22 protein-coding genes are annotated in these 24,555 nt (G+C 67.7%); 14 read left to right on the top strand and 8 right to left on the bottom strand.

What is annotated here, in order from left to right; all coding sequences use genetic code 11:
- The first annotated feature begins 85 nt into the window (after positions 1–85).
- Together AC07NI_RS06835 and AC07NI_RS06840 are read left to right on the top strand one after the other, a co-directional pair.
- A complete protein-coding gene (locus AC07NI_RS06835; protein WP_494617074.1) occupies positions 86–1,051 on the top strand; it encodes a phosphotransferase family protein in 966 nt (321 codons plus the stop codon).
- The gene (locus tag AC07NI_RS06840) at positions 1,048–1,416 is read left to right on the top strand and encodes a DUF6285 domain-containing protein (protein WP_494617076.1); all 369 of its coding nucleotides are present in this window, start codon (positions 1,048–1,050) and stop codon (positions 1,414–1,416) included. The genes AC07NI_RS06835 and AC07NI_RS06840 overlap by 4 nt, the downstream gene beginning before the upstream one ends.
- Here the strand turns inward: AC07NI_RS06840 and AC07NI_RS06845 are convergent.
- The 4 genes from AC07NI_RS06845 to rfaD all read right to left on the bottom strand — a co-directional run bounded on the left by AC07NI_RS06845 (position 1,393) and on the right by rfaD (position 6,341).
- The gene (locus tag AC07NI_RS06845; protein ID WP_494617079.1) at positions 1,393–2,523 is read right to left on the bottom strand and encodes a DUF3089 domain-containing protein; all 1,131 of its coding nucleotides are present in this window, start codon (positions 2,521–2,523) and stop codon (positions 1,393–1,395) included. The two genes, AC07NI_RS06840 and AC07NI_RS06845, sit on opposite strands and share 24 nt — an antisense overlap.
- Positions 2,524–2,571: 48 nt before the next feature.
- A complete protein-coding gene (locus tag AC07NI_RS06850) occupies positions 2,572–3,774 on the bottom strand; it encodes an acetyl-CoA acetyltransferase (protein WP_494617081.1) in 1,203 nt (400 codons plus the stop codon).
- Positions 3,775–3,785: 11 nt separating this feature from the next.
- Entirely contained in the window at positions 3,786–5,252 is a 1,467-nt protein-coding gene (locus AC07NI_RS06855; protein WP_494617087.1) for an OB-fold domain-containing protein, read from the bottom strand.
- Positions 5,253–5,339: 87 nt separating this feature from the next.
- Positions 5,340–6,341 (bottom strand): ADP-glyceromanno-heptose 6-epimerase, encoded by a 1,002-nt coding sequence (gene rfaD, locus AC07NI_RS06860; RefSeq protein WP_494617089.1) that lies wholly within the window; start codon positions 6,339–6,341, stop codon positions 5,340–5,342.
- A 117-nt stretch (positions 6,342–6,458) separates the two neighbouring features.
- Between rfaD and AC07NI_RS06865 the strand changes: the two genes are divergently transcribed.
- From AC07NI_RS06865 to sseA, 5 genes are all read left to right on the top strand, one after another.
- Entirely contained in the window at positions 6,459–7,889 is a 1,431-nt protein-coding gene (locus tag AC07NI_RS06865) for a cryptochrome/photolyase family protein (protein WP_494617092.1), read from the top strand.
- A gap of 55 nt (positions 7,890–7,944) precedes the next feature.
- Positions 7,945–9,174 carry a class I SAM-dependent methyltransferase gene (locus AC07NI_RS06870; protein ID WP_494617094.1) on the top strand — a complete coding sequence of 410 codons (1,230 nt, stop codon included), beginning with the start codon at positions 7,945–7,947 and terminating at the stop codon, positions 9,172–9,174.
- Between the two features lie 10 nt (positions 9,175–9,184).
- A complete protein-coding gene (locus AC07NI_RS06875) occupies positions 9,185–9,469 on the top strand; it encodes a hypothetical protein (RefSeq protein WP_494617096.1) in 285 nt (94 codons plus the stop codon).
- Between the two features lie 95 nt (positions 9,470–9,564).
- Complete coding sequence (locus tag AC07NI_RS06880) at positions 9,565–10,545, top strand: cysteine synthase A (protein ID WP_494617102.1); 981 nt, start codon at positions 9,565–9,567, stop codon at positions 10,543–10,545.
- A 34-nt stretch (positions 10,546–10,579) separates the two neighbouring features.
- Positions 10,580–11,437, top strand: coding sequence for a 3-mercaptopyruvate sulfurtransferase (gene sseA, locus AC07NI_RS06885; protein WP_494617106.1), 858 nt, complete (start codon positions 10,580–10,582; stop codon positions 11,435–11,437).
- On the opposite strand, the gene AC07NI_RS06890 is transcribed toward sseA, so the two are convergent.
- Positions 11,434–12,516, bottom strand: coding sequence for an amino acid ABC transporter substrate-binding protein (locus AC07NI_RS06890; protein WP_494617108.1), 1,083 nt, complete (start codon positions 12,514–12,516; stop codon positions 11,434–11,436). The two genes, sseA and AC07NI_RS06890, sit on opposite strands and share 4 nt — an antisense overlap.
- A gap of 73 nt (positions 12,517–12,589) precedes the next feature.
- Between AC07NI_RS06890 and metC the strand changes: the two genes are divergently transcribed.
- A complete protein-coding gene (gene metC / locus AC07NI_RS06895; protein WP_494617109.1) occupies positions 12,590–13,744 on the top strand; it encodes a cystathionine beta-lyase in 1,155 nt (384 codons plus the stop codon).
- On the opposite strand, the gene AC07NI_RS06900 is transcribed toward metC, so the two are convergent.
- Positions 13,741–14,259, bottom strand: a complete 519-nt coding sequence (locus AC07NI_RS06900) for a YdeI/OmpD-associated family protein (protein ID WP_494617111.1) — start codon at positions 14,257–14,259, stop codon at positions 13,741–13,743. The two genes, metC and AC07NI_RS06900, sit on opposite strands and share 4 nt — an antisense overlap.
- Before the next feature lie 66 nt (positions 14,260–14,325).
- On the opposite strand from AC07NI_RS06900, the gene AC07NI_RS06905 reads away from it, so the two are divergent.
- The gene (locus AC07NI_RS06905) at positions 14,326–15,276 is read left to right on the top strand and encodes a hypothetical protein (RefSeq protein WP_494617113.1); all 951 of its coding nucleotides are present in this window, start codon (positions 14,326–14,328) and stop codon (positions 15,274–15,276) included.
- Here AC07NI_RS06905 and AC07NI_RS06910 read toward each other — a convergent pair.
- A complete protein-coding gene (locus AC07NI_RS06910; RefSeq protein ID WP_494617118.1) occupies positions 15,273–15,683 on the bottom strand; it encodes a GFA family protein in 411 nt (136 codons plus the stop codon). The genes AC07NI_RS06905 and AC07NI_RS06910 overlap by 4 nt on opposite strands.
- Before the next feature lie 181 nt (positions 15,684–15,864).
- Between AC07NI_RS06910 and AC07NI_RS06915 the strand changes: the two genes are divergently transcribed.
- The 3 genes from AC07NI_RS06915 (at position 15,865) to AC07NI_RS06925 (ending at position 18,917) form a co-directional block, all read left to right on the top strand.
- Complete coding sequence (locus tag AC07NI_RS06915; RefSeq protein ID WP_494617120.1) at positions 15,865–16,338, top strand: DUF4126 family protein; 474 nt, start codon at positions 15,865–15,867, stop codon at positions 16,336–16,338.
- Positions 16,339–16,340: 2 nt separating this feature from the next.
- A complete protein-coding gene (locus AC07NI_RS06920; protein WP_494617122.1) occupies positions 16,341–17,723 on the top strand; it encodes an FAD-containing oxidoreductase in 1,383 nt (460 codons plus the stop codon).
- A gap of 120 nt (positions 17,724–17,843) precedes the next feature.
- Positions 17,844–18,917 (top strand): alkene reductase, encoded by a 1,074-nt coding sequence (locus AC07NI_RS06925; RefSeq protein ID WP_494617124.1) that lies wholly within the window; start codon positions 17,844–17,846, stop codon positions 18,915–18,917.
- Positions 18,918–18,939: 22 nt separating this feature from the next.
- On the opposite strand, the gene AC07NI_RS06930 is transcribed toward AC07NI_RS06925, so the two are convergent.
- Complete coding sequence (locus AC07NI_RS06930) at positions 18,940–20,583, bottom strand: NAD(P)/FAD-dependent oxidoreductase (protein ID WP_494617125.1); 1,644 nt, start codon at positions 20,581–20,583, stop codon at positions 18,940–18,942.
- A 227-nt stretch (positions 20,584–20,810) separates the two neighbouring features.
- On the opposite strand from AC07NI_RS06930, the gene AC07NI_RS06935 reads away from it, so the two are divergent.
- Both AC07NI_RS06935 and AC07NI_RS06940 read left to right on the top strand, forming a co-directional pair.
- Positions 20,811–23,528 (top strand): TonB-dependent receptor, encoded by a 2,718-nt coding sequence (locus tag AC07NI_RS06935; protein WP_494617127.1) that lies wholly within the window; start codon positions 20,811–20,813, stop codon positions 23,526–23,528.
- 65 nt (positions 23,529–23,593) lie between these two features.
- On the top strand, positions 23,594–24,508 hold the full coding sequence (locus AC07NI_RS06940; protein ID WP_494617131.1) for a metallophosphoesterase: 915 nt from the start codon (positions 23,594–23,596) through the stop codon (positions 24,506–24,508).
- The last annotated feature ends 47 nt before the right edge of the window (positions 24,509–24,555 follow it).

A 24,555-nucleotide genomic window follows, 5' to 3' on the forward strand; every position in this document is an offset into this window, starting at 1 on the left:
AAGCTCCACGCCTAAGGCGCGCCGGGCTCGCCGTAAAGATGCGGGCCTCTTGCGTGACGTAAGGTGAAAGCTGGAAGCTCGTTCCATGGACGTCGCTGCCGCTCTCGATCGCCTCGCCCCGCGCCTGTCGCCGACCGCGACCCAGGCCGTGAACGTCCGCCGCCTGTCGGGCGGGGCCAGCCTGGAGACCTGGGCCTTTGATCTGGACGACGGGACGCCGCTGATCCTGCGCAGACGGCCTGACGGGGCGGCAATGCGCGAGACGGCCCTGCCCCTGGCGTCCGAAGCGGCCCTGATCCGCGCGGCCGACCAGGCCGGTGCGCCGGCGCCCAGCGTGGTCCATGTCTGCGAACCGGCCGACGGCCTCGGCGAGGCCTATGTCATGCGCCGGCTGGAGGGCGAGACCCTGGGCCGGCGGATCGTTCGCGACGAGGCCTTCGCGGGCGTGCGGCCCGGCCTGGCGTGGCGGTGCGGCGAGGTGCTGGCTCGCATCCACACCGTTTCGACCGAAGGCCTCCCGGAACTGGCGACTTCCGACGCGCGCGGTGAGCTGGCGCGCTACGAGGACATCTACCGCCAGCTGGGCGCCCAACGGCCGATCCTGGAGGCGGCGTTCCGCTGGCTGGAGGAGATCGCCCCGTCGCCACCCGAGCGGCCGGTGCTGGTGCATGGCGACTTCCGCAATGGCAATCTGATGATCCACCCGACGGACGGCCTGGTCGGGGTGCTGGATTGGGAGCTGGCCCATCTGGGCGACCCGGCCGAGGACCTGGGCTGGATCTGCGTCAACTCCTGGCGCTTCGGCGAATGGCGCAGGCCCGTCGGCGGCTTTGGCGACTATGCCGACCTGCTGGCCGGCTATGGCGGCGGGATCTCACTGGAGCGCGTGAAGTTCTGGCAGGCCCTGGGCTCGCTGAAATGGGGCGTCATGTGCCTGATGATGTATTCCAGCTTCGCCACCGGCCAGGACCGCTCGATCGAGCGGGCCATGATCGGCCGGCGGACCAGCGAGACCGAGATCGACCTCGTCAAGCTGATGGAGGGCGCATGATCAGCCATCCGACCGCCGCGGAACTGGCCGATGGCGTCACGGCTTTCGAGGCCGAGCCCGTGATCCCGGGCGATGCTCGCCAAGCCTTCCTGACCCGCGTCGCCGACAACGCCCGCGCCACTTTGGCCCGCGAGGCCGAGCACGGCGCGCGGCTGGAGGCCGAGGCGATCGAACGGCTCTCGAAGCTGATGGGAGAGACAGGCGACTTCGCCACGCTCAACGCCAAGCTCTGCGAAGCCTTGCGCGAAGGCGCGATCGATCCGCGCGATCCGGCGCTGCTGGCGCATCTGCGCGCCACGGCCGTAGGCCAGATCGCTATCGACCAGCCGAGCTACGGTGGGTTAGCGGCTTTGCGGGATGACTAGCGGCCGGCCGATCATGGTCGCCGAACGCGCCAGGGCGTCAGCCTCCAGGTCGGCATAGAACAGGTTGTAGGCGTCGACCTTGCGGCGGTCGGCCCACGAGCCGCTGTCGCGCAGGGCGTTGGACTTGGGCTTGCTGGTGCGCAGCAGGCCGTTCTCGCAATGGGCCGAGACCTGCCGTTGCAGGAAGGCCGGCCGAGCGCCCCATTCCAGCCCCGTGGCGTTGGCGGCGCCCAGGTTCAGCTTGGCCGGCGCCCGCTCGGCGCTCACTCCGCCCAGCAGCGGGTTGAAGCACAGGGGCGCGCGGTGCTCGAGATTGACCAGTTGATCGGTTCCGTCCCAAACCAGCGAACGGCCCAGCAGTTCCTGGACAGCCTGGAAGTCCCCCTCCTGAGCCGAGGCCCAGGCCGCGACGCAACCGGTCTCACCCTTGCGCTCGCAGGCCGGGATCGAGGCCTTGGGCCCGTACTCGTCGGCCGGAGCCACGGTCTCGATCAGATAGGCGGCGACCAAGCGGCGCTTGAGGTCGGGATCGGTGGCGATCTCCTCGCGTACCAGCCGCGCGGCCAGGGAGCCGCCCTGCTCGACCCCGACGACGATGAACGGCCGCGCCTCGCCGTAGCGCGACAGGTAGGTCTTGAAGGCCTGGCGGACGTCGCCATAGGCGAAGCGCCGCGCGTCACGGGCGTCGTCGCGCAGGGTCAGGTAGGTGTAGAGGCTGGCCTGGCGGTAGCGCGGCGCGAACACCCGGCCGACGCGGTCGAACGGCCCGGCATAGTTAGGGATCACCACCCGCGACAGGAACCGCTGGGCCTTGGGCTGCTCGATGCCGCCGTTCCAGTCGCGGCCGCCATCGAAGGTGGTCGGGTGGACGAAGAACACGTCGACCGGCTGGTTGGCCCGGGCCGCGCCCGGCAACAGCGCCCATGAGGTCCGCTTGCCGTAATCCGGAGCCGGCGGCGGGTGATAGGTCAGGAACGGGACCTTGGGGTCCAGAGCGTTGCTGAGGATGTCGTAACGGAAGACGAAGGCCGCCGCGAGGAACAGCGCTACGAACAGCGCCAGCCCCCCGAAAACCCAGCGCTTGAAGCCTTTGAACGAACCGTCCATGGCCCTTGGGTTACACCAAGGCCAAGGCGGCTTTAAGCCTCTTTTCCGTTACGCGCCTTCCTGGCCGATGATCGCCACCGAACAGACATTGCTGGCCGGCGCGCCGCCTAGATTGTGGGTCATGCCGAAGACGGGATTGGAGAGCTGCCGCTCGCCCGCGCGGCCCTGCAGCTGCAGGTACATCTCGTACAGCATCCGCAGGCCCGAGGCCCCGATCGGGTGGCCGAAGCACTTGAGGCCGCCGTCGATCTGACATGGCACGCCGCCGTCGGCGTCGTAGAAGCCGTCCAGCACGTCGCGCCAGCCCCGACCCTCGGGCGAGATGAACAGGTCCTCCATCGTCACCAGCTCGGTGATCGAGAAGCAGTCGTGCACCTCCATCATCGAGATCTGCTCGCGCGGGCGCTCGATGCCGGCTTCGCGATAGGCCTTGCCGGCGGCGATGCGGGCGGTGTGGAAGTGGCTGCCGTCCCAGCCGTTGTACTGGCTCTCGTAGCCGTTCGAGACCGACAGCTGCAGGGCCTTGACCGTGACGAGGTCGTGCTTGCCCAGGCTGCGAGCAATCTCGGGCGTGGTGACGATCGCCGCGGCCGCGCCGTCCGAGACGCCGCAGCAGTCGAACAGGCCGAGCGGCTCGGCGATCATCGGCGCGGCCAGGGCCTGTTCAGCGGTGATCGGCTTGCGTAGATGGGCCTTGGGGTTTTTGGCGCCGTTGGCGTGGCTCTTGACCGAGACATGGGCGATGGCGCGCTTGAGGTCGTCCTTGGAGACGCCGTGCTTGGCGCGGTAGGCGCTGGCCAACTGGGCGAAGTTGCCGGGGGCCGAGCCGTTCGGCATCACCTGCGGGCTGAGCGTGCCGGGATTGGCGACCGGCAGACCGCCATAGCCGGTGTCCTTCAGCTTCTCGACGCCCACGGCCAGGGCGATATCCGCCGCGCCGGCCGCCACGGCGTAGACCGCGCCCCGGAAGGCCTCCGAGCCCGAGGCGCAGAAGTTCTCGACCCGAGTGACGGCGATATTGGGCAGGCGCAGGGCGATCGACAGCGGCGTGCCGCCCTTGCCCGAGCCGATCTCGTCGATGTGGGTTGAGAACCAGGCCGCGTCCAGCTGGGTCTGGTCGATGCCGGCGTCCTGCATGGCCTCCAGATAGGCCTCGACCATCAGGTCGTCGGGACCAGCGTCCCAGCGCTCGCCGAACTTGCTGCAGCCCATCCCGAGGATGGCGACCTTGTCCCGGATACCCTGCGGCATGATCGGTCTCCCTATTCGGCGGCTTGAGCGGTTTGGGCGGGGATGGCGGTGCGGTCCGGCGTCGCCTTCCAGAAGTAGCGGACGAAGCCGCGCTTCTCGTCGACCTCCTTGATGCGGAACACCATCCGCACCGGCAGGCCGGTCTCGACATCGCCCGGCGCGACGTCGGTGATGTCCATCATGATCCTCCCGCCACCCTCGAAGACGATCATCCCGTAGTGGTTCGGCGGCGCCATGGAAAAGGTAAGGTAATCAGCCGAATAGCTCAAAACACTCGCGCGGCGCTCGGCGAAGCGATATGGCTCCTGGGTGTCGACGGCCGGGTTGTTCGGCGCGACCGAGATGCGGGTGCGCGGGAACTGCACGACCCCGGTCTCGCGGCAGCGGCCGCCGACCAGGCCCAGGATCATGTCCGCGTTGCGGTAGAGGGTGGTCAGGGCCGTCTTGTTGTCCTTCTCGGCCCGCATGCCCTTGTCCCATTCAACGAGGCCATTGAACGTAAGGAATTTCAGGTAGTTCGTCTCGACTTCTCGATCGGCCAGCGAGCCCGTGACGCCGCGCGCGGGGCGCTGGCCCTGGCCGGTGGCGCGGAACACCAGCGCCTCGGCGCCCTGGCCGAACTGAGCGACCAGGATGACCTCGCCAGCCTTGGCGTCTTCCAGCGCGTGCGCCAGCATGATCGGCCCGTGCGCGCACCCGGCCTCGCCCATCACGGCGGTGAGGTTGTCACGGACGGCCTCGGGCTTGATCCCGACGGCCTTGGCGACGGTCGCGGCCATGCCGGAGAAGGTCGACGGGAAGCAGAAATGATCGACTTGTTCGGCGCTTAGGCCCGAAACCTCCAGCGCCTTGCGGATCGCCGGCGGCACCAGCTTGACGATGCCCTCGTCGCGGATCCAGCGCTCTTCCCAGTAGTAGTCGAAGCCGCCGTCGTCGCCGCGGAAGTGGTCGACGAAGTCGTCGGTGATGCTGCCGCGCCCCAGCAGCTCGGCCGCGCCGGGACCGTCGGTGACCACGAACGCCGCCGCGCCGTCGCCGAAGTCCAGCTCCTGGGCCGAGACCGCGCGCGCCCTGCGGTGCTCGCCAACAGCTACGAGCGAGGTTCCGCCGGCCGCCAACGCCTGGCCCAACGCTGTCAGGCCGCAGCGCTGCGAGCCGGTAACGTCGCTGGCGCTGATCGACTTCTCAAGCGTCAGGGCCGCCGAGACGATGCCGGCGTTCAGCCGGTCGGCGAACGGCGCGGTCGTCGAGGCGAAGTAGAGGCTGTCGATGTGGCTGCGGTCGTCGTCGGGACCCAGGGCGTCGCGGGCCGCCTCGACCGCCATGGTCAGGGCGTCCTCGTCCCAGTTGGCCATGGACCGCTCGCCCTTGCCCTTGGCCTTCAGGTTCGGCGCGACCCAGGCATTGGCCTCGGTCACGGCCTTGCGACTCAAACGCAGACGCGGCGCATAGGCGCCCCAGGCGGCGATGCCGGCCATGACCAACTCCCTGACGTCGAGGTTCGAAGCCTCGACCTCGGGGGTTAGCCTACGCCGACGACACCGCCTCGCAACCGTGCCCTGACGTCAGCGGAAAGGGTCTTCCGTGTTCAGATACCCGGCCACATAGTCGGCCACGCCGTCCTCCAGCGCGGTCATCGGCGCGTTGTAGCCGGCGGCCCGCAGGCGGCTCATGTCGGCCTGGGTGTAGTACTGGTACTTGCCGCGCAGCACCTCGGGCATGTCGATATAGGTGATGTCCGGCGCGCGGTTCACGGCCTCGAAGGTCGCCACCGCCAGGTCGCGGAACGAGCGCGCATGGCCCGAGCCGAGGTTGAAGACGCCGTTCACGGCCGGACTCTTGCTCAGCCAGGCGATCACGTCGACCACGTCGCGGACATAAACGAAGTCGCGCAGCTGGCCGCCGTCTTCGTAGTCCGGATGGTGCGACTTGAAGAGCTTCACGCCTTCGCCAGCGGCGATACGAGGCCAGATCTGGGCCACGACCGACTTCATGCCGCCCTTGTGGTCCTCGTTGGGGCCGTAGACGTTGAAGAACTTCAGGCCCGCCCACTGGGCCGGGGCGTGGCCGCGATGGGCCTCGCGCACGGCGTAGATGTCGAACAAGGCCTTGGACCAGCCGTAGGCGTTCAACGGCCGCAGAGCCCGTAGGCTGTCGAGATCGTCCTTGCCCTCGAAGCCCAGCGTCCCGTCGCCATAAGTCGCCGCCGAGGAGGCGTAGATCAGCCGCTTGCCGTGCTGCGCGCACCAGTCCCAAAGGTCGCGCGACAGCACGAAGTTGGACTGCACGATCTTGTCGGCGTCCTGTTCGGTGGTCGAGGACACCGCGCCCATGTGGACGATCAGCTCGACCTCGGCGCCGCGCTTGGCCAGCCAGTCGAACAGCTGCTCGGGCGCGACGAAATCGGCGATCGGGTGCTTGGCGATGTTGCGCCACTTGCCGGAAGCCGCGTCCCGCAGGCGATCGCAGACCACGACGTCCAGGGCCGGATCCTCGCAGAGGCGCGCGACGATGTTCGAACCGATGAAGCCCGCGCCGCCGGTGACGAGAACGATGCGACGGCTCATCGGGTGACGCTCGAAACGGGTTTGGGGGCTACGGCTTTCGGCTGACTCAAGGCAACTCTTCCGGCGGACAGGGATTTCAGGCGCCCAAGAGGTGACCTTTCGGGCGGGACGAGGCAAGTGCGGACAGATCAGAACCAGGAACCGATCGTCGTCTGGTTCCGAAACGACCTGCGCTTAGCCGACAATCCGGCCCTGCGCCATGCCGCGGACAGCGGCCGGCCGGTGATCGCGCTCTATATCCTCGATGAGACCAAGGGCGTGCGCCCCATGGGCGCGGCCTCGCTGTGGTGGCTGGACAAGTCGCTGAAGAACCTGGCTGAAAGCCTTGAGAAGCTTGGCAATAAACTGGTGCTTCGCAAGGGCGTGGCGGCCGAGGTGCTGGATGACGTGCTGGCCCACAGCGGCGCGACCTGCGTGCTGTGGAACCGGCTCTACGACAAGGCCAGCATCGATCGCGACACCGAGATCAAGGCGCGCCTGAAGGACGCCGGCGTCGACTGCCAGAGCTTCAACGCCGGCCTGCTGAACGAGCCCTGGACCGTTCAGAACGGTTCCAAGCAGCCCTACAAGGTCTTTACACCCTATTGGCGGGCGGCGCGTGAGCATCTGACCCACGTCGTGGTAGAACCCGCGCCCAAGCACCTGAAATCGCCCGCACATTTCCCGCACAGCGAAAGCTTGACCGGCTGGGGGCTGCATCCGACCGAGCCCGACTGGTCCAAGGGCTTCGACCTCTGGACGCCCGGCGAGGCCGGCGCGCTGGAGCGCCTGGATGACTTTCTCTCTGGTCCTGTCGACGGCTACGGCGAGAAGCGCGACATCCCCGGTGTCGAGGCCACCTCGGGCCTGGCCCCACACCTGCACTTCGGCGAGATCGGCCCGCGCCAGGTCTGGCTGGCCGCCCGCAACGCCGCCGAGCACGGCGACGCCCCCGCCGGCGAAGTCGAGAAGTTCCTGTCCGAGGTCGGCTGGCGCGAGTTCAACCATTCGATCCTGTTCCATTGGCCGGAGCTGCCAACCAAGAGCTTCCGGCCCGAGTTCGACGCCTTCCCCTGGAAATCGAACCATGCCTATTTCGAGGCCTGGACCAAGGGCGAGACCGGCTACCCGATCGTCGACGCCGGCATGCGCGAGCTGTGGGTCACCGGCTTCATGCACAACCGCGTGCGCATGATCGTCGCCTCGTTCCTGATCAAGCACCTGCTGATCGACTGGCGTGAGGGCGAGGCCTGGTTCTGGGACACGCTGGTCGACGCCGACCTGCCCAATAATGTCGGCAACTGGCAGTGGGTAGCCGGCAGCGGCGCCGACGCCTCGCCCTACTTCCGGATCTTCAACCCCATCGCCCAGGGCGAAAAGTTCGACCCCAAAGGCGTCTATGTCCGCCGCTGGGTCCCTGAACTGGCCGGTGTTCCCGATGAAGTTATCCACAAGCCATGGGAGCGGGCCTTGCATCTGCCGGCGGCGGCCAAACGTCTCTATTCGCGACCACTCGTCGACCACGCCAGCGCCCGCGAGAAAGCCATGCAGGCCTATCGCAGCCTATAGCTGAGCCGGGGCTTTACGAGGCGATCGTTAACGGCGTTAATAAACGCGTCACAGGATGCGAGGCCCCGCCTTGGATACCGCGCTCTGGAACGACCCTGACCTGAAGGCCGCCCCAGCCGCCTTCCGCACCGCCCTTCGCTTGGCGGCCGGCAACTGGGAATACGGCTCGATCACTTGGATCTTGCCGGCCGGCAAGAGCCTGGAGGTCGTTGGCCCTCAGCCCGGGCCGGACGCGACGATCCGGATCAACGACTACAACTTCATCCGCCGCGCCTTCTCGTCCGGCGACATCGGCTTCGCCGAGGGCTTCATGGCCGGCGAGTGGGAGACGTCCGACCTCTCGGCGGTGCTTGAGGCCTTCTCGCTGAACTTCGACAAGCTGACCCCGCTGGTCGCCGGCAACCCGGTGATGCGAGTGGTCAACACCCTCTACCACTTCATCCATCGCAACAGCCGCGAGGGTTCGCGCAAGAACATCCACGCCCATTACGACCTGGGCAACGGCTTCTATTCGCGCTGGCTGGACCCGACGATGACCTATTCGTCAGCCCTGTACGAGCGCCCCGGCCAGCCCTTGCGCGAGGCCCAGAACGCCAAGTACGCGGCCCTGGCCCGGACCATCGATCTGTCGCCCGGCAAGCACGTACTGGAGATCGGCTGCGGCTGGGGCGGCTTCGCCGAGTTCGCGGCCAAGGAGGTCGGAGCCAAGGTCACCGGCATCACCATCTCCCAGGCCCAGTACGACTTCGCCCGCAAGCGCCTGTTCGAGCAGGGCCTGGCCGAGAAGGCCGACATCCAGCTGATCGACTATCGCGACGTCCAGGGCCAGTTCGACGCCGTGGCCTCGATCGAGATGTTCGAGGCGGTCGGCGAGGAGTACTGGCCGGCCTATTTCGGCAAGATCCGTGAGGTGCTGAAGCCCGGCGGGCGGGCGGGCCTGCAGATCATCACCATCCGCGACGAGCTGTTCTCGACCTATCGCGGACGCACGGACTTCATCCAGCGCTACATCTTCCCGGGCGGCATGCTGCCCAGCGAGGCGCGGCTGAAGGAGGAGACCGAGCGCGCGGGCCTGGAGTGGAGCGACCTCAAGCGCTTCGGCCAGAACTATGCCGACACCCTGGCCGAATGGGCGCGCCGCTTCGAAGGCGCCTGGAGCGACATCCGCAAGGACGGCTTCGACGAGCGCTTCCGGCGGCTGTGGCGGTTCTATCTCAGCTATTGCGAGGCGGGCTTCCGCACCGAGCGGACCAATGTCATCCAGTTGGGCCTGAGCCGCAGCTAGCGAGAGCGCCGTGACGAACCTCTACACCCTGGTCCTCGACTTCCACGGCGGCACCTATATCAGCCAGTTCGACGCGGACTCGGCGGTCGACGCCGTCACGGCCTGGTGTAGCGAACTGCAGGAAGAACAGCTGCTTGGCGAGGCTTCCTCGGATGTCGCCGAGGGGATCATGATCGACGCGGTCGAGAACCAACTGGTCGAGGTCGAGGGCCTGCACGGCGCCTGGTGCGCCGCGACCACGGTGTCGGGCGCCCTGGCGTTGCTGAACGTCATCATCACCCAGCGGCTCGACTGACGCCTTCAGGATCGCCTTCAGGAAAACTGGTCTTGCTTGTCGAGCCTGGGTCACGATCTAAGGCGCTCGAACAGCGACCGACCGGACCTTAGATCATGACCGCCCTGCCCAGCGTTTTGGACGCCATCGGAAACACTCCGCTGATCCGCCTGAACAGGGCCAGCGAGGCCACCGGTTGCGAGATCCTGGGCAAGGCCGAGTTCATGAACCCCGGCCAATCGGTCAAGGACCGCGCGGCGCTGGGCATCATCCGTGACGCCGAGGCGCGAGGATTGCTGAAGCCCGGCGGTCGCATCGTCGAGGGTACGGCCGGTAACACCGGCATCGGCCTGGCCATGGTCGCCTCGGCGCTGGGCTACAAGACCACGATCGTCATCCCGCGCACCCAGAGCCAGGAGAAAAAGGACGCCATCCGCCTGCTGGGCGCTGAGCTGGTCGAGGTGGACGCCGTCCCCTACTCCAACCCCGACAATTACGTCCGCTATTCCGGGCGCTTGGCCGAGGAACTTGGCGCCGTCTGGGCCAACCAGTTCGACAATGTCGCCAACCGCGAGGCCCACTACCGCACCACGGGCCCGGAAATCTTCGAACAGACCGAGGGCAAGGTCGACGGCTTCATCTGCGCGGTCGGCTCGGGCGGCACCCTGGCCGGCGTCGCCGCGGCCCTGCGCGAGCGCAAGCCCGGCGTGAAGATCGGCCTGGCCGACCCGTACGGCGCTTCGCTCTACGCCTGGTACAAGGACGGCGAACTGAAATCCGAGGGGACCTCGATCAGCGAGGGCATCGGCCAGGGCCGCGTCACCGCCAACCTTGAGGACCTCGCCGTCGACTTCCCGTTCCGCGTCACCGACGAGGAGATGCTGGAGGTGCTCTACGACCTCGTGCAGTACGAGGGCCTGTGCCTGGGCGGCTCGTCCGGCATCAACATCGCCGGCGCCATCAAGCTGGCCCGCGAACTGGGTCCCGGCCACACCATCGTGACCATCCTGTGCGACCACGGCTCGCGCTACCAATCCAAGCTCTTCAACCCCGAATTCCTCGCGGAAAAGGGCTTGCCGACGCCGCCTTGGATGTAAGGTCCGGCCCAGTCAGATTCCGAAAGGCGCCGCCATGGCTATACCGTCCGATCCGCTGGTCTCCACCGCCTGGTTGGCCGACCATCTCGATGCGCCGGACGTGCGCGTGGTCGACGCCTCATGGCACATGCCGGCCGCCCAGCGCGACCCGGGCGCGGAGTTCCTGAAGGTCCACATCCCGGGCGCAGTGTTTTTCGACATCGATGACATCTCCGACGAGACGTCCGATCTGCCGCACATGATCCCGACGGCGGTGAAGTTCGCCTCGCGCGTCAAGAAGCTGGGCCTGGGCGACGGTTCGCGGATCGTCGTCTACGACAGCAGCGGCATCCTGCCGGCCGCCCGCGCCTGGTGGCACTTCCGCGCCATGGGCCATGAGGATGTGGTGGTGCTGGACGGCGGCCTGCCCAAGTGGATCGCCGAGGGTCGCCCGGTCGAGGACGGTCCGGCCGCGCCGCAGGAACGGCACTTCACGCCCCGCTATCAGGCTGACATCTACCGCTCGCTGGAGCAGATGCGCAGCGTCGTCGAGACCGGCAAGGAGCAGATCATCGACGCCCGCGCCGCCGGCCGCTTCGAGGGCCGCGATCCCGAGCCCCGCGCCGGCCTGCGCGGCGGCCACATGCCCGGCGCCCGCAACATCCCGCTGTCGGCCCTGCTGGGTCCCGACGCCACCATGCTGCCGGCCGAGCAGTTGAAGACGGTGTTCGAGACCGCCGGCGTCGACATCAACAAGCCGATCGTCTCGACCTGCGGCTCGGGCATCACCGCCTCGGTCGTGGCCCTGGCCCTGGCGCGTCTCGGCAAGCCGCGCTCGGCGGTCTATGACGGCTCGTGGACGGAATGGGGCGGCCTCGCGGACGTTCCTGTCGCGACGGGTCCGGCCACCTAACGCATCGGCGGGGCGTACAGCAGACCGGGCTTGGGCGCGTTCCACAGCGCGTTCAGCCCCCGGTCCAGCTTCAGCGCCGAACCGCTTCCGATCTCCTTGTCGAAGATCTCGCCGTAGTTGCCGCCGGCCGAGACGGCGCGCGCGGCCCAGTCGGCGTCAAGGCCCAGCATGGCCCCGAACCCGCCCTCGCCCAGCAGCCGCCGCGCCTCGGGATCAGCGCCGGTCGCCATCTCCTTGGCGTTGGCCCTGGTCACCCCGTGCTCCTCGGCCAGGATCAGGGCGTAAAGCGTCCAGCGGACGATATCGGTCCAGGCCGGATCGTCCTGGCGCACCAGCGGGCCCAGCGGTTCCTTGGAGATGGCGTCGGGCAGGATGACGTGAGCGGCGGGATCATCCAGCACCGAGCGCGCCGCCGCGAGCGCAGAGATGTCGGCGGTAAAGGCGTCGCACTTGTCAGCTTGGTAGGCCGCGCGGGCCTGCTCCTCGCTGTCGAACACCATGGCCGTGTAGGCGATGCCGCGCGCCCGGAAGAAGTCCTCCAGGTTCTGGGCCGAGGTCGCGCCGGTCTGGACGCAAATCTTGGCGGTGTTGAGCTCGACCGCGCTGGTCAGGTTCAGGCTGCGACGCACCAGGAAGCCCTGGCCGTCGAAATACGAGATCGCCGCCATGTCCAGCTGGTCGCCGGCGTCGCGTGAGAAGGTCCAGGAGGTGTTGCGCCACAGGACATCGACCTTGCCGGTGCGCAGGGCGGTGATCCGCTCCTCGTTGCCCAGCGGGACGAAGGCCACCTTGTCGGGCTTGCCCAGCACGGCGGCGGCCAGGGCGCGGCAGAAGTCGACATTGAAGCCACGCCAGCGCCCGCCATTGTCCTGGAACGCGAAGCCCGGCAGCTCTGGATTGACGCCACAGCGCAGCTCGCCGCGCGCCTTGATGGCCTTCAGGGTCTTGCTGGGCGCGGCCGGCTTGATCGCCAGCGGCGCGGCGGTCTCGGCCGGCTGAGCTTCAGGCGTGGGCCTACGCTGACCGCACGCCGCGAGCGCCAGCACCGACAGAACCAACACGCCAAAACGCACCGACACCTGATCACTCCTTGAACCGTGCGCGCACGGCCTTAAACCACAACCGTTACGCCGCGTCGCGAGAGTCCCCGCCATGGATGAAGAAACCCGTCTGGTCCGTACAGGCTCCGAGCCGACCGCGATGGCGCGTACCGTCAATCCGCCGATCCAGCGCGGTTCGACGGTGCTGCTGCCCAATGCCGCGTCACTGTATGACGACGACCAGATCACCTACGGCATCACCGGCCTCTCCTCGCCCGCCGCCCTGCAGAAGGCCCTGGCCGAGCTGGAAGGCTCGCCGGACGTCACCCTCTATCCGTCGGGTCTGGCGGCGATCACCGGCGCCATGCTGGCGGTGCTGAAGGCCGGCGACGAGATCCTGGTGGTCGACAGCGCGTACAAGCCGACGCGCCGGTTCTGCGACCGCGTCCTGACCCGCTTCGGCGTCGCCACCACCTACTACGACCCCGCCCTGGACGCCGACGCCCTGATGGCGCTGGTGACGCCCAAGACCCGGATGATCCTGCTGGAGGCTCCGGGCTCCCTGACCTTCGAGATGCAGGACGTTCCGGCCATCGCCAAGGCGGCCAACGAACGCGGCGTCATCACCCTGATCGACAACACCTGGGCGGCCGGCCTCTATTTCAAGCCGCTGGCCCACGGGGTGACGATCAGCGTCCAGGCCCTGACGAAGTATGTCGGTGGCCACTCGGACTGCTTCATGGGCTCGGCCACGACCATGGACGTCGATATCGGCAACGAGCTGGGCAACGCCATGTGGGACATCGGCTGGTCGGTGTCGCCCGACGACGCCTACACCATGCTGCGGGGCCTGCGGACCCTGACCACCCGCCTGCCGCGACACCACGAGAACGGTCTGGTCATCGCCCGCTGGCTGCAGGACCGGCCCGAGGTGGCCCGCGTGCTGCACCCCGCCCTGCCCGGCGATCCTGGCCACGCGATCTGGAAGCGAGACTTCACCGGCGCCTGCGGCCTGTTCGGCGTGGTGCTCAAACCCTGCAGCCAGCGCGCCGTCCACGCCTTCCTGGATGCGCTGAAACTGTTCGGCCTGGGCTTCTCGTGGGGCGGCTTTGAGAGCCTGGCCATCCACTGCGATCCGCAGCTGAAGAACCGCTCCGTTCCCGTCAACCTGGAAGGCCCGCTGCTGCGCCTGCACATCGGCCTGGAGGCGATCGACGACCTGAAGGCGGACCTGGATCGCGGCTTCGACGCCCTGCGCGCGGTCTAGACGACCGCACCGTCCTTCCAGTCGCGGGCCATGAACCGGCCCGGCGCGCCGCCCAGCACGGCCAGGGCTTCGGCGATGTTGCGCGCCTTGGCCGCGTCGGATTTCACGCTGTCGAAGCGGCGCAGGATTTCCTTCTGGAGGCTGGGCGTCAGGGCTTCCCACGCGCGGGCGGCGCCCTCATCGCGCTTCAGCCCCTCGGCGAAGGCGTACGGCATTGGGTGGGCCGGACCGCCGCGATAGGCCTCGTCGAAGGCCACCGACACCTCGACCGTGTCGCCCACGCTGACCCCGGCCGCCTCGCGCACCTTGCCATGCAGGTAGAGGAAGAAGCCGCCGTCGCCGCGCGGCATCATGTCGATCCGCCATGGCTCGGCGGGCGCGCCATTGACCTGGACCACTACCGGCATCGGCTTGAGCCAGCCTTCACGCAGGCGCGCGGCCTGCTCGGCGTCGACCGGCACGAACGGATTGATGCCGTTGATCTCGATCCGGGCGGTGAAGCGAAGGCTCGTCATGGAACACCCAACATGGTCCGTAACCTGCAGCGCCCCTGGCCAGTGATCCCAATGCGAGACACCGCCATGACGTCGATGATCGATTTCCCGGACCGCGACACCGCCAAGATCAAGGAAGAGATCGTCCTCTTCAATCATCGCCTGGCCGAGACCGGCCTGTTCACCGACGAAGCCCTGGCCCAGCTGCTGGACGAGTATCCGCGCGACCAGGTCACCATCTGCACCATGCGCGAGAACCCGCCGCCGGCCGAGCGCTGGACCGCCGGCGACGCCACGGGCCTTTCGGGCGCCGAACTGGTCGAGGCCACCCGCCGCGGCCGCCTGTGGGTCAGCCCGCGCACGGCGATGATCGACCACCCGAAGTACCGCCCGGTCTATGACAAGGTCATGGCCGAGTTCACCAAGCAGACCGGCATCCAGGTGCTGCGCGGCAGCGCCGCGATCCTGATCTCCAGCGCCCGCATGGGCGTCTTCCTGCACGTCGACGCGGCCGAGACCATGCTGTGGCACGTGCGCGGCAACAAGACGATGTACGTCTACCCGACCAAGGAAGAGCTGATCTCGGAGCGTTCGCTGGAGGCCATCCTGCTGAAGGAGACGCTCAGCGACCTGCCCTACCAGCCGTGGATGGAAGCCGAAGCCGTCGCGGTGCCGCTGGCGCCGGGCGAGGCCGTCTCGTGGCCGATCCACGCCCCGCACCGGGTGGTGAACGGCGACAACACCAATGTCTCGGTGTCGGTCGAGTACACCACCCGCCGCTCGATGCTGAAGAACGGCGTCCACTGCGTGAACGGCCGCCTGCGCCGCGAGCTGGGCCTGAACCCGAAGGCCGCGAGCGTGCCCGAAGCCCTGAAGCCGGCCTACTGGGCCGCCAGCAAGGCCTGGCAGAAGCTGTCGCCGCCCAAGCAGAACGCCCTGGCCAGCCACGGCCGCCAGTTCGACGTCGATCTGTCGGCGCCCAACTGCGTGCGCTGGCGTCCGGGCTTCGGCCCCGAAGCCATGAAGCAGGCCGCCTAGAGGTACTTCATCTCGGCCGCGCTGGGCTGTTCCCACCAGAGATTGTCGCGGCCGTTGCCATAGTTGATGGGGACGGCCGCCAGTTCTTCCGGCGTGACGTCGTCCAGCGTCGCGACCTGGATCGAGACGACCTTGCCGCCCAGTTGCTCGACATCGGCCTCCCCATAGACCCGCACGCCGCAGGTCGTGCAGAAGCGGTGATCGCCGCTCATCGTGCCGAACTGGTAGGCGCCCAGGCGGTCCTCTCCAGCCAGCAGCCGGAAGGCGTCAGGCTTCATCAGCACGCCCCAGCTGCGGGTCTTGGCGCAGATCGAGCAGTTGCAGCGGCCCGTGCCGGCCTCCAGATCGACGTCGGCCTCGTAGCGGACGGCGCCGCAGTGGCAGCTGCCGGTGTGGGTCTTGAGCATGGCGTGTCCCTCGGTGTTTCGTTGCACACCGTTCTAAAGACACCCTGCTGCCACCCTACTGTCAGTATGGATGCGCCGATCGCTCTAAAGACGATTGGAAGATTCAATAGCGGCGTTCGCTCTTGCGGTCTGGTCGCAACCCAAGCCAGTGTCCCAACCTCAATGTAAGGGGGAGTCTTCCATGTTGCTCTACGTGCTCGCGTTGCTGATCGGCGTCATCGCCGGCCTGCGCGCCATGACCGCGCCCGCCGCCGCCGCCTGGGCCGCGCGCCTCGGCTGGCTGCCGCTGGCCGGCTATCCGCTCGCCTGGCTGGGCGGCCTGATCTCGGTGCTGGTGTTCAGCGCCCTGGCGGCGCTGGAGCTGATCGCCGACCAGCATCCCAAGACGCCCAGCCGCAAGGTTCCGCACCAGTTCATCGCCCGCGTGGTCAGCGGCGCCTTCGCCGGCGCGGCCTTGATGATGCCCGGCAGCCACTGGCTGCGCGGCATGGTCATCGGCGCCGTCGGCGCGGTGATCGGCACCTTCGTCGGCGCCGAGTTCCGGGGCCGGCTGGCCGCCAAATTCGGCAAGGACCAGCCGGCCGCGATCATCGAGGACGTCGTCGCCGTCGTCGGCGCGTTCGCGATCTTCTTCCTGGCCAAGACGGCGTTCTGACCATGGCCGCCGCCGAAGCCTTCGACGCCATCATCATCGGGGCCGGCCAAGCCGGTCCCTCCCTCGCCGGCCGCCTCAGCGCCGCCGGCTGGACCGTGGCGATGGTCGAGCGCAAGGACTTCGGCGGCACCTGTGTCAACACCGGCTGCATGCCGACCAAGACCCTGGTCGCCAGCGCCTACGCCGCGCACCTTGCTCGCCGCGCGGCGGGCTATGGCGTCGTCCTCCAGGGCGAGGTCGGCGTCGACATGAAGCGGGTCAAGGAGCGCCAGCAGACGGTGGTCCGCAACGCCCGCGGCAATGTCGAGAAGTGGCTGCGCGGCATGAAGGGCGTTACGGTCATCCAGGGCCATGCCCGCTTCGAGAGCGCCGACACGGTCCGCGTCGGCGAGCGCCTGCTGACCGCGCCCAAAATCTTCCTGAACACCGGCGGCCGGGCCAATGTGCCGGACATGCCCGGCGTCAACGACATCGAATTCCTGACCAATGTCGGGATGATGCAGCTGGACACGCTGCCAGAGCATCTGGTCATCGTCGGCGGCAGCTATATCGGGCTGGAGTTCGCCCAGATGTTCCGCCGCTTCGGCAGCCAGGTGACCGTGGTCGAGATGGGCCCGCGCCTGATCGGCCGCGAGGACCCGGAGATCTCCGACACGGTCCGCGAAATCCTCGAGGCCGAAGGGATCACCGTCCGCCTCAACGCCGAGTGCATCAGCTTCAGCACCTGCCCCGAAGGCTACTGCGTCCACGTCACGTGCGAGGCCGGCGCGCCGCAGGTCACCGGCTCGCACGTGCTGCTGGCCGTGGGCCGCAAGCCCAACACCGACGACCTGGGCCTGGACGCGGCCGGGATCGCCGTCGACAAGCGCGGCTATGTCACGGTCGACGACCAGCTGAAGACCAACGTCCCGGGTGTCTGGGCGATGGGCGACTGCAACGGCAAGGGCGCCTTCACCCACACCGCCTATAACGACTTCGAGATCATCGCCGCCAACCTGCTGGACGATGATCCGCGCAAGGTCAGCGACCGCATCACTTGCTACGGCCTGTTCATCGATCCGCCGCTGGGCCGCGTCGGCATGACCGAGGCCGAGGCCAAGGCCACCGGCCGCAAGCTGTTGATCGGCCAGCGCCCGATGACCCGCGTCGGCCGCGCCGTCGAGAAGGGCGAGACCCAAGGCTTCATGAAGGCGATCATCGACGCCGAGACCAACGAGATCCTGGGCGCGGCGATCCTGGGCCTGAACGGCGACGAAGTCGTCCACGGCATGCTGGACGTGATGTACGCCAAGGCGCCCTACACGACGATCTCGCGGGCGGTGCACATCCACCCGACGGTGTCGGAGCTGGTCCCGACCATGCTCCAGGAGCTGAAGCCGCTTTAGATTTTCACCGTCTCGCTTTCAGACGAAATCGAGACTGTTGCGGTTGCGATTGGAAACTCAGTCCCCACCTAGCTCGCAGACGCCGACGGAGGGTCGGCGCCCGTTCCTACGGATACTGCGATGACCAACCTGTTCGACCCGCTGCGAGTCGGCGACCTGACCCTTCCCAACCGCGTCGTCATGGCGCCGCTGACCCGCCTGCGGGCCGGTTCGACCCACACCCCCAACGCCCTGATGGCCGAATATTACGGCCAGCGCGCCTCGGCGGGCCTGCTGATCACCGAAGGCGTGCCCGTCACCCCGCAAGGCGTCGGCTATGCCGGCGTCCCGGGCATCTGGTCCAAGGACCAGACGGAAGCCTGGAAGCAGGTGACCAAGGCCGTGCACGACAAGGGCGGCCGCATCTTCATGCAGATCTGGCACGTCGGCCGCATCTCCGATCCCGAGCACCTGAACGGCGACCTGCCGGTCGGCCCCAGCGCCATCGCCGCCAAGGGCCATGTCAGCCTGCTGCGCCCCGAGCGCCCCTACCCGACCCCGCGCGCCCTCACCACCGAGGAAGTCGCCGGCGTGGTCGAGGCCTTCCGCCAAGGCGCCCAGAACGCCAAGGACGCCGGCTTCGACGGCGTGCAGATCCACGGCGCCAATGGCTACCTGCTCGACCAGTTCCTGCAGGACGGCTCCAACCAGCGCACCGACCAGTACGGCGGCCCGATCGAGAACCGCGCGCGCCTGCTGCTGGAAGTGACCGAGGCCGTGGTCTCGGTGTTCGGCGCCGGCCGCGTCGGCGTCCACCTGGCCCCGCGCGCCGACAGCCATGGCATCAGCGACAGCGACCTGCCGACCACCTTCGGCTACGTCGCCAAGGCCCTGGGCGAGCGCAAGATCGCTTTCATCTCGACCCGCGAGCATGCGGCGGCCGACAGCCTCGGCCCGGCGCTGAAGGCGGCCTTCGGCGGCGTCTACTTCGCCAACGAGAAGTTCGACCTGGCCAGCGCCAACGCCGCGATCGCGGCCGGCGACGCCGATGCGGTAATGTTCGGCAAGGCCTACATCGCCAACCCGGACCTGGTGGAGCGTCTGCAGAAGAACGCCCCGCTGAACGCGCCGGTCCCCGCGACTTTCTACGCCCCGGGCGCGGAAGGCTACACCGACTACCCGACGCTGGCGCAGGTCAGCGAACCGGCCGAGTAAGCGATACGGTCCCCGCGATGGCTCAGGCCGTCGCGGGGATCAGCCCTTCGGCCAGATAGGCCTGCGCCACGGCCTCAGCGACCTTGATGCCGTCCACCGCCGCCGAGAGGATGCCGCCGGCATAGCCCGCGCCCTCGCCGGCCGGGAACAGGCCGGCGGTGTTGAGGCTCTGGAAGTCCTTGCCGCGGGTGATCCGGATCGGCGAGGAAGTCCGGGTCTCGACACCGGTCAGCAGCACGTCGGGATGGTCATAGCCGGCGATCTGGCGGCCGAAGACCGGCAGCGCCTCGCGCATGGCCTCGATCACGAAGTCCGGCAGGCAGGCCGACAGGTCGGTCAAGGTCACCCCCGGCTTATAGGACGGCGCGACCTCGCCCAGTTCGGTCGAGGGGCGTCCGGCCATGAAGTCGCCGACCTTCTGGCCCGGCGCCTGGTAGGTCGAGCCGCCCGCCACATAGGCCAGGCTCTCCCACTTGCGCTGGAACTCGATGCCGGCCAGCGGATGGCCCGGATAGTCGCGCTCGGGATCGATGCCGACCACGAAGCCGGAATTGGCGTTCCGCTCGTTGCGCGAATACTGGCTCATGCCGTTGGTCACGACCCGGCCGGGCTCGGACGTCGCCGCCACCACCGTGCCGCCGGGGCACATGCAGAAGCTGTAGACCGTGCGGCCGTTCTTGCAGTGGTGCGACAGGCTGTAGTCGGCCGCGCCCAGGTCCGGATGGCCGGCGCAGGTCCCGAAGCGGGCCTTGTCCATCCACGACTGCGGATGCTCGATCCGCACGCCGATCGAGAACGGCTTGGCCTCGATGTGGACGCCGCGTTCGTACAAGACCTCGAAGGTGTCGCGGGCGCTGTGGCCCAGGGCCATGACCACGTGGGTCGCCGGCAGATAGTCCTGACCGGCGATATGCAGGCCCTTCAGCCGGCGCGTGCCGTCGGCGCCGACCTCGATGTCGAAGTCCTCGACCTTGTGCTGCCAGCGATATTCGCCGCCCAGACCCTCGATCAACGCACGCATCTGCTCGACCATGTGGACGAGACGGAAGGTGCCGATGTGCGGATGGGCTTCAGTCAAGATCTCCTCGGGCGCGCCGGCCGCGACGAACTCCTCCAGCACCTTGCGGCCCAGGAAGCGCGGGTCCTTGATCTGGCTGTAGAGCTTGCCGTCCGAGAAGGTCCCAGCCCCGCCCTCGCCGAACTGGACGTTGGACTCCGGATTGAGCTCGCTCTTGCGCCACAGGCCCCAGGTGTCCTTGGTCCGCTCGCGCACGACCTTGCCGCGGTCGACGATGATCGGCTTGAGGCCCATCTGGGCCAGAATCAGGCCGGCGAACAGGCCGCAGGGGCCGGCGCCGATGACCACCGGACGCGGACCGTCGAAGCCCTCCGGCGCCTTGGCCACGAACTTGTAGTCGGTGTCGGGCGTGATGCGGACATGGTGGTCGCCCTGGAAGCGCGCCAGCACGGCGGCCTCGTCGCGCAGGACCACGTCGACCGAATAGATCATCAGGATCGCCGCCTTGCGCCGGGCGTCGTGGGCGCGGCGCGCGACCGCGAAGCTCACCAGATCATCGGCCGGGATCCCCAGGCGCTCGACGATGGCGGGCTTCATCGCTTCCGGCGCGTGGCCGAGCGGCAGCTTCAGTTCCGAAATACGCAGCATGGCGGGCGTCTTAGCCAAAAGCGCGCCCGCGCGCCATCGCGATGCGCATCGTCAGCGCGCCGAGAAAAATCGTCCGCTCAAGGACATTGAGCCCTAACCGTCGCAAACACTTCACATAATTACCTGTCCCCGAAGAGCCCCCTCGCCGCCTCTCCCCGCCTGACGACCGACGGGGAAGCCTCTCCGTCCCGTCATCGCTCAAGCGGAAACCGCAAGGGATCGGGGCCATGCAAACCAAGTTCAAACTTCTGACCACGACGGCTCTGACCGTCGCAGCGCTTCTAGGCGCCGCCCAGGCGCACGCCGCCGAAACGCCGGCCGCCGATGCGGCCGCGCCCGCGGCTTCTGGCGACGCTTCGGAAGTCGACGCCATCGTCGTCACCGGCTTCCGCGACAGCCTGATGCACGCCCGCGACCTGAAGCGTAAGGCCGTCGGCGCCGTCGACGTCATCGTCTCGGAAGATATCGCCGCGTTCCCCGACCTGAACCTGGCGGAATCGCTGCAGCGCATCCCGGGCGTCACCATCGGCCGTGACAGCGGCGAAGGCCGTCAGATCACCCTGCGTGGCCTGGGTCCGGACTTCACCCGCACCCAGCTGAACGGCATGGAAGTGCTGGGCAACACCGCCTCGGGCATGGACAACCGTGGTGGCGTCAGCCGCTCGCGCGCCTTCGACTTCAGCCTGTTCGCCTCGGAACTGTTCAACCGCGTGACCGTGCAGAAGTCGTACGCGGCCGAGCAGGACGAAGGCGGCATCGGCGGCACCGTGCAGCTGCAGACCGCCAAGCCGTTCGACTATGCCGGCTTCAAGGCCGTGCTGTCGGCCAAGGCCCAGCGCAACAGCAACGCCGACGACAAGGTCACCCCGCGCGTGGTCGGCCTGATCTCGAACCGCTGGGGCAATTTCGGCGCCCTGGCCTCGATCGCCTACGGTGAGAACGACTCCAACGAGTTCGGCTATCGCAGCTTCAACTGGGGCGCCATCCGCGCCAATCCGGCCAACATCGGTTCGGGCGTCAGCGCCGCCGACGCCGCCAAACTGACGGCCGCCACCCCGACCATCTTCGCCCCGCAGGCGAACACCTATTCGACCTGGTTCGACCACCGTAAGCGCCTGGGCGCGACGGTCTCCCTGCAGTACAAGGGCGACAAGCTCGATCTGGACTTCGACGGCCTCTACAGCCAGCTGGAAAACAGCCGCCAGAACTTCTCGCTGGCCACCTCGGGCATCAACAGCCTGACGGGCAACATCACCGGCACCCAGGTGATGCAGAGCGCCGTGATCCAGGGCAACACCTTGATCGCCTCCAGCTACACCGGCGTCGACATCCGCAGCGAGTTCAACCGCGAGGAAGACAAGACCAAGTTCACGCAAGTGGGCCTGAGCGGTACGTATCGCGCGACCGACAAGCTGACGCTGAGCGGCCTGGTCGGCTACTCGAAGTCGGACTACCACCTGCCGGTGTTCGACAAGGTGTTCCTGGAATCCAAGAACCACGCCTTCAGCTACGACGACCGTCCGGACATGCCCGTCAACACCTATGACGCCGGTCTGACCGACCCAGCCAAGTGGGACCTGATGCGGATGGACACCCAGGAGAACCGCATCTCCTCGAAGTACACCAACGCCAAGTTCGACGGCGAGTACGCCCTGAACGAGACCTCCAGCTTCAAGGGCGGCGTCTCGTACAAGAAGTTCGAGAACTTCGGCGCGCAGTGGGGCGACAAGCAGTTCAAGAACGTCCCGGCCAACACCGTCATCGCCAACGACCTGAAGATGACCGTGCCGTACAAGACGCTCGGCCAGTACATCGTCGGCGACGTCGACCGCGTCTACGCCCTGATCGGCCAACAGCGTAACCTGGAAGCCCAGGGCGCCAAGTTCGCCACTCCGGGCACCAACTACACGGTGACCGAGGAAACCAAGGCCGCCTACCTGCAGTACAACCTGAACACCGAGATCCTGGGCAAGGGCGTCCGCGCCAATGCCGGCGTGCGCTACTACTCGACCGAACTGACCTCGGACGGCACGCTGAACACCGGCACCAGCCTCCAGCCGGTGTCGATCCAGCACAAGTACAACGGCTGGCTGCCGGCCTTCAACGTGGCCGTCGACGTCAACGAAGGCCTGGTCGCCCGCTTCAGCGCCAACCGCGACATCAGCCGCCCGGCCCTGGGCGACCTGGCCGCCGCCGGCTCGCTGACGACCGCCCCCTTCGGCGGCACGATCAGCACGGGTAACCCGAACCTGACGCCGTTCACCTCGGACTCGATCGAAGGCTCGCTGGAGTTCTACGACGGCAAGGTCGGCTCGTTCACGATCGGCCTGTTCTACAAGAACCTGAAGTCGTTCATCACGTCGCAGACCAGCATCATGCCCTACTCGCAAACGGGCTTCCCGCTGTCGTTCCTGCTGCCGGGCCAGGACGGTACGATCATGTACAACGTCAGCCGTCCGGTGAACGGCCCGGGCGCCGACATCCAGGGCGTCGAGATCGCGTTCCAGCGTGACTTCACGTTCCTGCCGGCCCCATTCGACCACCTGGGCGTCGTGGCCAACGGCACCTATGCCGACGGCTCGACCCCGGTGATCATCAGCGGCCAGTCGATCACCCTGCCGCTGTCGCAGCTGTCGAAGTACTCGGCCAACGCCACGATCTACTACGAGACCGACACCTGGGGCATGCGCCTGTCGACCGCCTATCGGGACAAGTTCCTGGATGGCGCCGGCGGCAACGGCAACATCGGCAGCGGCTACAAGGCGACGAACAACATCGACTTCGCCGCCCACTACAACGTGCTGCCGGGCCTGAAGCTGACCCTGGAAGGCATCAACCTCTCCAACCAGCACAGCGTCCAGTTCACTGACATCGCCGCCCAGCGGACCACGGTGAACGTCAGCAGCGGCCGCACCTTCCTGGTCGGCGCGACCTACGAGTTCTAAGAGCCCCTTGAACTTGGGCCGCCGTCCTCTCCCGGACGGCGGCCACCTTTTCCGAGTTTTCCGCGATGCGCCTCGACCGCCGATCCTTGCTGGCCGCCGGGGCCGCCGCCATTGCATTCCCCTTTGGCGCCCTGCCCGCTTCCGCCAAGCCTCGCGTCCCGCGCCTCGGCCTGATCGCCGACTGCCAGTACGCCGACGAGGACGACAACGGCCAGCGGATGTACCGCCTCTCGCCCGGCAAGCTGAAAGCGGCCGTGGACGACTTCAACGCCCGCAATGTCGACGCCATCGTCCAGCTGGGCGACTTCATCGACAAGGACTGGAAGAGCTTCGAGCGTCTCCAGCCGATGATCGACGCCGCCCACGCGCCCTGGCGCTTCGTGCTGGGCAATCACGACTTCTCCGTCGACGACGCGCTGAAGGCCAAGGTGGCCCCGCGCCTGAAGATGCCCGCCCGCTACTACGCCTTCGACCTGGGCGATTGGACGTTCCTGGTCCTCGACGGCAACGACCTCTCCGAATACGGCTGGCCGGAAGGCAGCCCTGAGCTGGCCCAGGCTCGCAAGGCGCACCGCGAGCTCTATGCCGGCAAACCCGACTGGGACGGCGGCGTCGGCCCCGCCCAGATGGCCTGGATCGACCAGCACCTGACCGCCGCCGACCGCGCGGGTCGTAAAGTCACGCTCTTCTGCCACTTCTCGGTCTGGCCGGTGAACCCGCACAACCTGTGGAACGCGCCCGAGATGATCGCTCTCTTGGAGCGCCATCCTTGCGTGAAGGCCTGGATCAACGGCCACAACCACGACGGCGACCAGGGCTTCAAGGCCGGGATCCACTATCTGAACCTCAAGGCCATGCTGGATACGCCGCAGACCTCGTACGCGGTCGCCGACTTCCATCCCGACCGCATCGAGATCCAGGGCGTCGGCAAGCAGGCCAGCCAGACGTTGCGCCTGGGCCACGCTCCGGCAACGGAATAAATCCGTCCACAGCGCCTTCAAATTACTGACATGCGCCGTTTGTAGGG

This window comes from Caulobacter sp. GW821-FHT10E02, from assembly GCF_059415225.1.

Excerpts from the sequence above, each read along its gene's own strand:
- metC (WP_494617109.1), top strand. The coding sequence starts at position 12,590 with ATGGATGAAGAAACCCGTCTGGTCCGTACAGGCTCCGAGCCGACCGCG.
- AC07NI_RS06925 (WP_494617124.1), top strand. The coding sequence starts at position 17,844 with ATGACCAACCTGTTCGACCCGCTGCGAGTCGGCGACCTGACCCTTCCC.
- AC07NI_RS06900 (WP_494617111.1), bottom strand. The coding sequence starts at position 14,259 with ATGACGAGCCTTCGCTTCACCGCCCGGATCGAGATCAACGGCATCAAT.
- AC07NI_RS06850 (WP_494617081.1), bottom strand. The coding sequence starts at position 3,774 with ATGCCGCAGGGTATCCGGGACAAGGTCGCCATCCTCGGGATGGGCTGC.
- AC07NI_RS06840 (WP_494617076.1), top strand. The coding sequence starts at position 1,048 with ATGATCAGCCATCCGACCGCCGCGGAACTGGCCGATGGCGTCACGGCT.
- AC07NI_RS06880 (WP_494617102.1), top strand. The coding sequence starts at position 9,565 with ATGACCGCCCTGCCCAGCGTTTTGGACGCCATCGGAAACACTCCGCTG.
- sseA (WP_494617106.1), top strand. The coding sequence starts at position 10,580 with ATGGCTATACCGTCCGATCCGCTGGTCTCCACCGCCTGGTTGGCCGAC.
- rfaD (WP_494617089.1), bottom strand. The coding sequence starts at position 6,341 with ATGAGCCGTCGCATCGTTCTCGTCACCGGCGGCGCGGGCTTCATCGGT.
- AC07NI_RS06940 (WP_494617131.1), top strand. The coding sequence starts at position 23,594 with ATGCGCCTCGACCGCCGATCCTTGCTGGCCGCCGGGGCCGCCGCCATT.
- AC07NI_RS06905 (WP_494617113.1), top strand. The coding sequence starts at position 14,326 with ATGACGTCGATGATCGATTTCCCGGACCGCGACACCGCCAAGATCAAG.
- AC07NI_RS06845 (WP_494617079.1), bottom strand. The coding sequence starts at position 2,523 with ATGGACGGTTCGTTCAAAGGCTTCAAGCGCTGGGTTTTCGGGGGGCTG.
- AC07NI_RS06855 (WP_494617087.1), bottom strand. The coding sequence starts at position 5,252 with ATGGCCGGCATCGCCGCCTGGGGCGCCTATGCGCCGCGTCTGCGTTTG.
- AC07NI_RS06910 (WP_494617118.1), bottom strand. The coding sequence starts at position 15,683 with ATGCTCAAGACCCACACCGGCAGCTGCCACTGCGGCGCCGTCCGCTAC.
- AC07NI_RS06835 (WP_494617074.1), top strand. The coding sequence starts at position 86 with ATGGACGTCGCTGCCGCTCTCGATCGCCTCGCCCCGCGCCTGTCGCCG.
- AC07NI_RS06920 (WP_494617122.1), top strand. The coding sequence starts at position 16,341 with ATGGCCGCCGCCGAAGCCTTCGACGCCATCATCATCGGGGCCGGCCAA.
- AC07NI_RS06915 (WP_494617120.1), top strand. The coding sequence starts at position 15,865 with ATGTTGCTCTACGTGCTCGCGTTGCTGATCGGCGTCATCGCCGGCCTG.
- AC07NI_RS06935 (WP_494617127.1), top strand. The coding sequence starts at position 20,811 with ATGCAAACCAAGTTCAAACTTCTGACCACGACGGCTCTGACCGTCGCA.
- AC07NI_RS06870 (WP_494617094.1), top strand. The coding sequence starts at position 7,945 with ATGCGAGGCCCCGCCTTGGATACCGCGCTCTGGAACGACCCTGACCTG.
- AC07NI_RS06930 (WP_494617125.1), bottom strand. The coding sequence starts at position 20,583 with ATGCTGCGTATTTCGGAACTGAAGCTGCCGCTCGGCCACGCGCCGGAA.